An 8,440-nucleotide genomic window follows, 5' to 3' on the forward strand; every position below is an offset into this window, starting at 1 on the left:
CTCCTCGTCATGCGCGAAACCCGAACCCGCGCCACCCATCGTGAACGACGGACGCACCACCACCGGATAACCGCCGAGCGTCTCCACGCCCGCGATCACGTCGTCCATGGAGTGGCAGATGACCGAGCGGGCCGACTCACCGTGCCCGATCTTCTCGCGGACCGCCTCGACGACGCCCTTGAACAGGTCGCGGTCCTCGCCCTTGTTGATCGCCTCGACGTTCGCGCCGATCAGCTCGACGCCGTACTTCTCCAGCACCCCCTGCTCGTGCATGGAGATCGCGGTGTTCAGGGCCGTCTGGCCGCCCAGGGTCGGCAGGAGGGCGTCGGGCCGCTCCTTGGCGATGATCTTCTCGACGAACTCCGGGGTGATCGGCTCGACGTAGGTCGCGTCGGCGATCTCCGGGTCGGTCATGATCGTCGCCGGGTTGGAGTTGACCAGGATGACCCGCAGGCCCTCGGCGCGCAGGATGCGGCACGCCTGGGTGCCGGAGTAGTCGAACTCGGCGGCCTGGCCGATGACGATCGGGCCGGAGCCGATGACCAGGACGGACTGGATATCGGTGCGCTTAGGCACGCTGGCCCTCCATCAGTGCGGTGAAGCGGTCGAACAGGTAAGCGGCGTCGTGCGGACCCGCTGCCGCCTCGGGGTGGTACTGGACGCTGAACGCGGGCCGGTCGAGCAGCTGGAGCCCTTCCACGACCTGGTCGTTCAGACAGACGTGCGAGACCTCGGCGCGCCCGTAGGGCGTGTCGGAGACCCGGTCCAGCGGCGCGTCCACGGCGAAGCCGTGGTTGTGCGCGGTGACCTCGACCTTGCCCGTCGTACGGTCCTGGACGGGCTGGTTGATGCCCCGGTGGCCGTACTTCAGCTTGTAGGTGCCGAAGCCGAGCGCCCGGCCCAGGATCTGGTTGCCGAAGCAGATGCCGAAGAGCGGCGTGCCGCGCTCCAGGACCGCCTTCATGACGGAGACGGGGTGGTCGGCGGTGGCCGGGTCGCCCGGCCCGTTGGAGAAGAACACACCGTCGGGGTTGACCGCGTACACGTCCTCCACGGTCGCCGTCGCGGGCAGTACGTGCACCTCGATGCCGCGCTCGGCCATCCGGTGCGGGGTCATGCCCTTGATGCCGAGGTCGACAGCGGCGACGGTGAACTTCTTGGTGCCGATCGCGGGGACGACGTACGCCTCCTTGGTGGCGACCTCGGCAGAGAGGTCGGCGCCCGTCATCTCGGGGGCCTGGCGCACCTCGGCGAGCATGGTGCCGTCGTCGGGCAGCGCGTTGCCGGAGAAGATGCCGACGCGCATGGCGCCGCGCTCCCGCAGATGGCGCGTCAACGCGCGCGTGTCGATGCCGGAGATGCCGACCACGCCCTGGCTGACCAGCTCCTCGTCGAGAGAGCGGCGGGAGCGCCAGTTGGACGGCACGCGCGCGGGGTCCCGTACGACATAGCCCGCGACCCAGATGCGGCCCGACTCGGGGTCCTCGTCGTTGACGCCGGTGTTGCCGACGTGCGGGGCGGTCATGACGACCACCTGGCGGTGGTACGACGGGTCGGTGAGGGTCTCCTGGTAGCCGGTCATGCCGGTGGAGAAGACGGCCTCTCCGAAGGTCACCCCCACGGCCCCGTAGGCACGGCCGCGGAAGATCCGGCCGTCCTCCAGGACGAGTACGGCGGGAACCCTCGCGGTTCCCCGGGTGGAGGTCGTCATCGTGCGCCTTCCGTTTCCGTCGTCTTGTTGATCATCTTGTTCAGGGTCTCGACCCATTCGTTGTGCTCGGCCGCCGTGTCGGAGCGGAACCCCGAGTCGATCAGCCGTTCGCCGTGCGCCCAGGTGACGACCAGCAGGCCGCCCTCGGTGAGGACCTTGCCCGCGATGCCCTTGTCGAGCCGGGCCTCGCGCAGGGCCTCCAGGGGGATGTAGAAGTCGGCCGCTCCGGGGCGTACGACGTCCAGGCCCGTGTTCGTCAGCGTCAGCTCGGCCCGGCTGCGGGTGCCGAGGCCGTGCGCCACGATGCGGTCGAGCCACTGCCCGGCGGTGGTGGAGCCGTGGTAACGCCCGCTCATCGTCAGTCTCACCTCGCCGGGCTCGTCCGGCGCGACGGGCAGCTCGGGCAGGTCGCCCTGGAGCGTGCCGCGCCACTTCCAGCCCTCGCGCATCAGCCAGTAGATGAGCGCGACGAAGAGCGCGAGCCCGACCAGCCAGCCGATGCGGGCGGCCCAGTCGGTCACCTCCGCCGACTTCTGTTCGGCGGCGGCGTACGTCCAATGCGGCAGTGATGTCACGCGAGCTTCCCGTCGACGAGCGTGGCCTTGCCCCGGAGCCACGTGTGCGTGACACGGCCCGGCAGCTCACGGCCCTCGTACGGGGTGTTGCGGCTGCGGGAGGCGAAGCCCGCGGGGTCCACGGACCCACGGTATGCCGTGTCGACGAGCGTGAGGTTGGCGGGCTCACCTGCCGAGACGGGGCGGCCGTGGCCCGTCGCCCGCCCGATGCGCGCGGGGGCGAAGGACATGCGGTCGGCGACGGTCGCCCAGTCCAGCAGTCCGGTTTCCACCATCGTCTCCTGGACCACTGACAACGCGGTCTCCAGGCCGACCATGCCCATGGCGGCGGCGGCCCACTCGCAGTCCTTGTCCTCGTGCGGGTGCGGGGCGTGGTCGGTGGCGACGATGTCGATCGTGCCGTCGGCGAGCGCCTCGCGCAGGGCCAGCACGTCGCGCTCGGTGCGCAGCGGCGGGTTGACCTTGTAGACCGGGTTGTACGTCCGGACCAGCTCGTCGGTGAGGAGGAGGTGGTGCGGGGTCACCTCGGCGGTGACGTCGATGCCCCGGGACTTGGCCCAGCGGACGATCTCGACGGAGCCGGCGGTCGACAGATGGCAGATGTGGACGCGGGAGCCGACGTGCTCGGCGAGCAGCACATCGCGCGCGATGACGGACTCCTCGGCGACGGCGGGCCACCCCCCGAGCCCCAGCTCGGCCGACACGACACCCTCGTTCATCTGGGCGCCCTCGGTCAGCCGCGGCTCCTGCGCGTGCTGGGCGACGACCCCGCCGAAGGCCTTCACGTACTCCAGGGCGCGCCGCATGATCACCGCGTCGTCGACGCACTTGCCGTCGTCGGAGAAGACGGTGACGCCGGCCGCCGACTCGTGCATGGCGCCGAGTTCGGCGAGCTTCTTGCCCTCCAGGCCGACGGTGACGGCGCCGATGGGCTGCACGTCGCAGTAGCCGTGCTCCTGGCCGAGCCGGTAGACCTGCTCGACCACACCGGCGGTGTCGGCGACCGGGAAGGTGTTGGCCATGGCGAACACGGCCGTGTAGCCGCCGCTGGCCGCCGCCCGGGTGCCGGTCAGCACGGTCTCGGAGTCCTCGCGCCCCGGCTCACGCAAGTGCGTGTGCAGGTCGACGAGTCCGGGGAGCAGCACCTTGCCGTCGGCCTCCACGACCTCGGCACCCTCGTCGGACAGCCCGGCTCCGACGGCGGCGATGGTCTCGCCGTCGATCAGGACGTCCTGCGGCTCGCCGCCGAGCACCCGCGCACCACGAATAAGGATCTTGCTCATATGTCTTACTTCTCCTCGGTACGGGTGTGGGTGACGGCGGGTTCGTTGCCACCGAGCAGCAGATAGAGCACGGCCATCCGGATGGAGACACCGTTGGTGACCTGCTCGATCGCCGTGCAGCGCTCCGAGTCGGCGACCTCGGCGGTGATCTCCATGCCGCGGACCATCGGCCCGGGGTGCATCACGATGGCGTGCTCCGGCATCCGCGCCATACGGTCGCCGTCGAGGCCGTAGCGCCGCGAGTACTCGCGCTCGGTCGGGAAGAACGCGGCGTTCATCCGCTCGCGCTGCACGCGCAGCAGCATCACCGCGTCGGACTTCGGAAGGGTGCTGTCGAGGTCGTACGAGACCTCGCAGGGCCAGCTCTCGACGCCGACCGGCACCAGGGTCGGCGGGGCGACGAGGGTGACCTCGGCGCCGAGGGTGTGCAGCAGGTCGACGTTGGAGCGGGCGACGCGGCTGTGCAGGATGTCGCCGACCAGGGTGATCCGCTTGCCGGCGAGGTCCTGGCCGATGCCCGCGTCCCGGCCGACCAGTCGGCGCCGCATGGTGAAGGCGTCCAGCAGGGCCTGCGTCGGGTGCTGGTGCGTCCCGTCGCCGGCGTTGATGACGGCCGCGTCGATCCAGCCGGAGGTGGCGAGCCGGTACGGGGCCCCCGAGGCGCCGTGCCGGATGACGACCGCGTCGACGCCCATGGCTTCGAGGGTCTGGGCGGTGTCCTTCAGGGACTCGCCCTTGGAGACGCTCGACCCCTTGGCGGTGAAGTTGATGACGTCGGCGGAGAGGCGCTTCTCGGCGGCCTCGAAGGAGATCCGGGTGCGCGTCGAGTCCTCGAAGAAGAGGTTGACGACGGTTCGGCCGCGCAGGGTCGGCAGTTTCTTGATCGGCCGGTCGGCGACCCGGGCCATCTCCTCGGCGGTGTCGAGGATCAGGACGGCGTCGTCGCGGGTGAGGTCGGCGGCCGAGATGAGATGACGCTGCATCTTTCAGGCTCCGTAGGGAAGTTCAGGAGATTCCGGGCAGGCAGGGGCGTCGCGAGGGGGCGTACGGCGCGGGGCCGCACGCGCGCGTGCTACTGCTGGGCGGTCTGCTTCACCCCGAGCAGCACGGTGTCCCGACCGTCCTCCTCGGCGAGCTGGACCTTGACCGTCTCCCGCAGCGACGTGGGGAGGTTCTTGCCGACGTAGTCGGCGCGGATGGGCAGTTCGCGGTGGCCCCGGTCGACGAGGACCGCGAGCTGCACCGCGCGCGGGCGCCCGAGGTCGTTCAGGGCGTCGAGGGCGGCGCGGATGGTGCGGCCGGAGAACAGCACGTCGTCGACGAGGACGACCAGTCTGCCGTCGAGGCCGTCAGCGGGGATGTCGGTACGGGCCAGCGCGCGCGGGGGGTGCATGCGCAGGTCGTCGCGGTACATGGTGATGTCGAGCGAGCCGACCGGGATCTTTCGGTCGGTGATCTCCGCCAGCTTGGCGGCGAGCCGCTGGGCGAGGAAGACGCCCCGGGTCGGAATGCCGAGGAGCACCACGTCGTCGGCGCCCTTGGCGCGTTCGACGATCTCGTGGGCGATGCGGGTGAGCACCCGCGCGATGTCGGGGGCTTCCAGGACGGGCCGTGCGTCGGCCTCGTACTGCTGCTTGTCCTGCTCTGAGTCCATAGGAAACGGACCTCCTTCTCCGCCTCACGGGACGGATCATTAAAGGACGTCGGAATTGCGCCATCCACGGTACCAGTCCGCACAACACACCTGATCACCCCCCTGGCGCCGGGCGTCACCCGACTGCCGTAACGGCAGGTCGTCCAGCGCGGGAGGGCCGGGCCGGACCATTCGGCTTGACGGGGAAGAGTAACGCTGCGTAACCTCACAGTGAGTCACCAGCCGCGCGGCTCGTCCGCACGTCGACACTGTGTCCGGGAGCTATATGTCCAGCGAATACGCCAAACAGCTCGGGGCCAAGCTCCGGGCGATCCGCACCCAGCAGGGCCTTTCCCTCCACGGTGTCGAGGAGAAGTCCCAGGGACGCTGGAAGGCGGTCGTGGTCGGTTCGTACGAGCGCGGCGACCGTGCCGTGACCGTGCAGCGCCTCGCCGAGCTGGCGGATTTCTACGGGGTTCCGGTGCAGGAGCTGCTGCCGGGCACCACGCCGGGCGGGGCCGCCGAGCCGCCGCCGAAGCTCGTCCTCGACCTTGAACGGCTGGCCCATGTGCCGGCCGAGAAGGCGGGCCCCCTCCAGCGCTACGCCGCGACGATCCAGTCCCAGCGCGGCGACTACAACGGCAAGGTGCTGTCGATCCGCCAGGACGACCTGCGCACCCTCGCCGTCATCTACGACCAGTCGCCTTCGGTCCTGACCGAGCAGCTGATCAGTTGGGGCGTTCTCGACGCGGACGCGCGCCGCGCCGTCTCCCACGAGGAGAACTGAGCACGACGGCTTTCGGCCGTTGAGCAGAAACGTGCCGCCGGGGTGGCCGGAACCATATGGTTCCGGCCACCCCGGCGGCGTTCTGCGGGCTTCGGAGGCCTCATGGGTACGCGCGGACACCCGGAACCGTCTCCATGCCCTTCCTGAGTGCGGGAACGCCGGTGGGCCCCAGCAGTGTGTCGCTGGGGCCCACCGGCGTTCGTACACCCAGAAGTCCGAAGAGACCTGACTCAGACCTCGTCGCGGCGCAGCGTGGACTTCAGGTCCTTGAACCGGCCCAGGAGCCCGTTGACGAACGAGGGCGACTCGTCCGTGGAGAACTCCTTCGCCAGTTGCACCATCTCGTCGAGAACGACGGCGTCCGGGGTCCCGTCGACCCAGATCAGCTCGTAGGCACCGAGGCGCAGGATGTTGCGGTCGACGACCGGCATCCTGTCGAGCGTCCAGCCGACCGAGTACTGCGAGATCAGCTCGTCGATACGCTTCGCGTGCCGCGCGTAGCCCTCGACGAGTTCCATCGTGTACTCGCTGACCGGGGGCTGGCGGGTGTCGGCATGGGAGAGCCGGATCCAGTCCCCGAGGACCGTCTGGACATCGGCCCCGCGCTGGTCGCCCTCGAAGAGGATCTGGAAGGCACGCTTGCGGGCCGTGTTGCGGGCAGCCACGGTTAGCTGTTCACCCGGCCGAGGTAGTCGCTCGTGCGGGTGTCGACCTTGATCTTCTCACCGGTCGTGATGAAGAGCGGGACCTGGATCTGGTGGCCCGTCTCCAGCGTGGCCGGCTTGGTGCCGCCCGTGGAGCGGTCGCCCTGGACGCCCGGCTCGGTCTCCTGGACGACGAGCTCGACGGCGGCCGGCAGCTCGACGAAGAGCACCTCGCCCTCGTGCTGCGCGACCGTGGCGGTGAAGCCCTCGATCAGGAAGTTGGCGGCGTCGGCGACAGCCTTGCGGTCCACCATGAGCTGGTCGTACGTCTCCATGTCCATGAAGACGAAGTACTCGCCGTCCATGTAGGAGAACTGCATGTCGCGCTTGTCGACAGTGGCCGTCTCGACCTTGACGCCGGCGTTGAAGGTCTTGTCGACGACCTTGCCGGAGAGCACGTTCTTGAGCTTGGTGCGCACGAAGGCAGGGCCCTTGCCGGGCTTGACGTGCTGGAACTCGACGACGGACCAGAGCTGGCCCCCGTCGAGCTTGAGCACCAGGCCGTTCTTGAGGTCGTTCGTGGAAGCCACGGTTGCGGAATCTCCTGGACTGACGTGGACGACCCCGGGGCACACGCGACAGCTCTAAGCTAGAGCGCGAGCAGTTCCTTGGTCGTAATGGTGAGTAGCTCGGGTCCGCCGTCCGCCTCAGGGCGCACGACGAGCGTGTCATCGATCCGGACACCGCCCCGGCCCGGGAGGTGGACCCCCGGTTCGACGGTGACCGGCACGCAAGCGTCCAGTTTACCCATGGCCGCGGGGCCGAGCTGCGGCTCCTCCTCGTTTTCGAGCCCGACACCGTGTCCGGTGAGCCCCGGAAGGCGGTCGGCGTACCCCGCGGAGTCCAGTACCTGACGTGCCGCGCGGTCCACGTCACGGTAGGCGGCGCCGGGTGCCAGGGCCTCCCGTCCGGCGCGCTGGGCTGCGAAGACGAGGTCGTAGAGCTCGATCTGCCAGTCGGCCGGCGAGGTCCCGATGACGAACGTGCGGCCGATCTCACAGCGGTATCCGCGGTAGACGGCGCCGAGACAAACAGAGAGGAAGTCTCCTTCTTCCACTCGCCGATCGGTGGGCCGGTGCCCCCGGCGGCCGGAGTTGGGCCCGGTGGCGACCGCGGTCGCGAAGGCCGGGCCGTCGGCGCCGTGATCGACGAGCCGCCGCTCCAGTTCCAGGGCGAGATGCCTTTCCGTACGTCCGACGAGGATGGACTCCAGCAGCTCGCCGAGCGCCTGGTCGGTGATCTCGGCGGCGATCCGCAGACAGGCGATCTCCTCCTCGTCCTTGACGAGGCGGAGCTGCTCGACGGCGCCGCCGAGGTCGGCGAGGCGCATGCGGGGCGCGACCGAGCCGATGGCGCGGTGCCGGGCCACGGTCAGGTGGTGCTCCTCGACGGCGAGGGACTCGGTGCCCTGGGCGGCGGCGAGGTCCGCGGCGGCGACCGCCGGATCGCCGGCGGGTGCGGACAGCGCGTGCACGCGCAGGGCTTCGTCCGGGCGGCCGCCTTCGGGGGACCGGTCGTCCTCGGGGCCCGCCCACACGAGCAGGTCCTCACGCTTTCCCAGCAGCAGTACGGCTCCTTGTGGGGCCGCGCCCGCGAGATACCGCACGTTGGCGGCGCGGGAGACGAGTGCTCCCGTGCTGCCGCCCGCGTGACACCGCTCCCGAAGCCGCGCTCTGCGCGCCGCGTAGACCTCTGACATGCCCCGAGCGTAAGAGCGGGAGCGGCTGGCCGCCGGTTGGAGGGGGCC

Annotated in this window: 10 protein-coding genes; 1 reads left to right on the forward strand and 9 read right to left on the reverse strand. The window is 70.0% G+C overall.

The window, feature by feature from the left end:
• The 6 genes from AOK08_RS15775 to pyrR form a co-directional block, all read right to left on the reverse strand.
• On the reverse strand, window positions 1–576 hold a 576-nt coding region (locus AOK08_RS15775; RefSeq protein ID WP_479683324.1), incomplete at its 3' end, for a carbamoyl phosphate synthase preATP-grasp domain-containing protein.
• Window positions 569–1,711 (reverse strand): glutamine-hydrolyzing carbamoyl-phosphate synthase small subunit, encoded by a 1,143-nt coding sequence (carA, locus tag AOK08_RS15780; protein ID WP_055526197.1) that lies wholly within the window; start codon window positions 1,709–1,711, stop codon window positions 569–571. The genes AOK08_RS15775 and carA, both read right to left, overlap by 8 nt.
• The gene (locus AOK08_RS15785) at window positions 1,708–2,286 is read right to left on the reverse strand and encodes a PH-like domain-containing protein (protein WP_055526198.1); all 579 of its coding nucleotides are present in this window, start codon (window positions 2,284–2,286) and stop codon (window positions 1,708–1,710) included. The genes carA and AOK08_RS15785 overlap by 4 nt, the downstream gene beginning before the upstream one ends.
• Window positions 2,283–3,569: a dihydroorotase gene (locus AOK08_RS15790; protein ID WP_055526199.1), complete on the reverse strand. Its 1,287-nt coding sequence runs from the start codon at window positions 3,567–3,569 to the stop codon at window positions 2,283–2,285. Before AOK08_RS15790 ends, AOK08_RS15785 begins: the two co-directional genes overlap by 4 nt.
• Before the next feature lie 5 nt (window positions 3,570–3,574).
• Complete coding sequence (locus AOK08_RS15795) at window positions 3,575–4,552, reverse strand: aspartate carbamoyltransferase catalytic subunit (RefSeq protein WP_055526200.1); 978 nt, start codon at window positions 4,550–4,552, stop codon at window positions 3,575–3,577.
• A gap of 89 nt (window positions 4,553–4,641) precedes the next feature.
• Window positions 4,642–5,223 carry a bifunctional pyr operon transcriptional regulator/uracil phosphoribosyltransferase PyrR gene (gene pyrR / locus AOK08_RS15800; RefSeq protein ID WP_055526201.1) on the reverse strand — a complete coding sequence of 194 codons (582 nt, stop codon included), beginning with the start codon at window positions 5,221–5,223 and terminating at the stop codon, window positions 4,642–4,644.
• Between the two features lie 265 nt (window positions 5,224–5,488).
• On the opposite strand from pyrR, the gene bldD reads away from it, so the two are divergent.
• Complete coding sequence (gene bldD, locus AOK08_RS15805) at window positions 5,489–5,989, forward strand: transcriptional regulator BldD (RefSeq protein ID WP_019059743.1); 501 nt, start codon at window positions 5,489–5,491, stop codon at window positions 5,987–5,989.
• Between the two features lie 230 nt (window positions 5,990–6,219).
• Here bldD and nusB read toward each other — a convergent pair whose 3' ends face one another.
• Genes nusB through AOK08_RS15820 form a run of 3 tightly spaced genes read right to left on the reverse strand, consistent with a single transcriptional unit; the run spans window position 6,220 to window position 8,392 of the window.
• Window positions 6,220–6,654: a transcription antitermination factor NusB gene (gene nusB / locus AOK08_RS15810; protein WP_055526202.1), complete on the reverse strand. Its 435-nt coding sequence runs from the start codon at window positions 6,652–6,654 to the stop codon at window positions 6,220–6,222.
• A gap of 2 nt (window positions 6,655–6,656) precedes the next feature.
• Window positions 6,657–7,223, reverse strand: coding sequence for an elongation factor P (gene efp / locus AOK08_RS15815; RefSeq protein ID WP_053744664.1), 567 nt, complete (start codon window positions 7,221–7,223; stop codon window positions 6,657–6,659).
• Between the two features lie 59 nt (window positions 7,224–7,282).
• Window positions 7,283–8,392 carry an aminopeptidase P family protein gene (locus AOK08_RS15820; RefSeq protein WP_055526203.1) on the reverse strand — a complete coding sequence of 370 codons (1,110 nt, stop codon included), beginning with the start codon at window positions 8,390–8,392 and terminating at the stop codon, window positions 7,283–7,285.
• Window positions 8,393–8,440: the final 48 nt, after the last annotated feature.

Origin of the sequence: Streptomyces graminilatus, from assembly GCF_001418565.1 — a bacterium.
Taxonomy (GTDB): Bacteria; Actinomycetota; Actinomycetes; order Streptomycetales; family Streptomycetaceae; genus Streptomyces; species Streptomyces graminilatus.

What these genes read in the sequence shown, in the direction of transcription:
- carA (WP_055526197.1), bottom strand. Translation starts at nt 1,711, where the DNA reads ATGACGACCTCCACCCGGGGAACCGCGAGGGTTCCCGCCGTACTCGTC.
- AOK08_RS15790 (WP_055526199.1), bottom strand. Translation starts at nt 3,569, where the DNA reads ATGAGCAAGATCCTTATTCGTGGTGCGCGGGTGCTCGGCGGCGAGCCG.
- AOK08_RS15795 (WP_055526200.1), bottom strand. Translation starts at nt 4,552, where the DNA reads ATGCAGCGTCATCTCATCTCGGCCGCCGACCTCACCCGCGACGACGCC.
- pyrR (WP_055526201.1), bottom strand. Translation starts at nt 5,223, where the DNA reads ATGGACTCAGAGCAGGACAAGCAGCAGTACGAGGCCGACGCACGGCCC.
- AOK08_RS15820 (WP_055526203.1), bottom strand. Translation starts at nt 8,392, where the DNA reads ATGTCAGAGGTCTACGCGGCGCGCAGAGCGCGGCTTCGGGAGCGGTGT.
- bldD (WP_019059743.1), top strand. Translation starts at nt 5,489, where the DNA reads ATGTCCAGCGAATACGCCAAACAGCTCGGGGCCAAGCTCCGGGCGATC.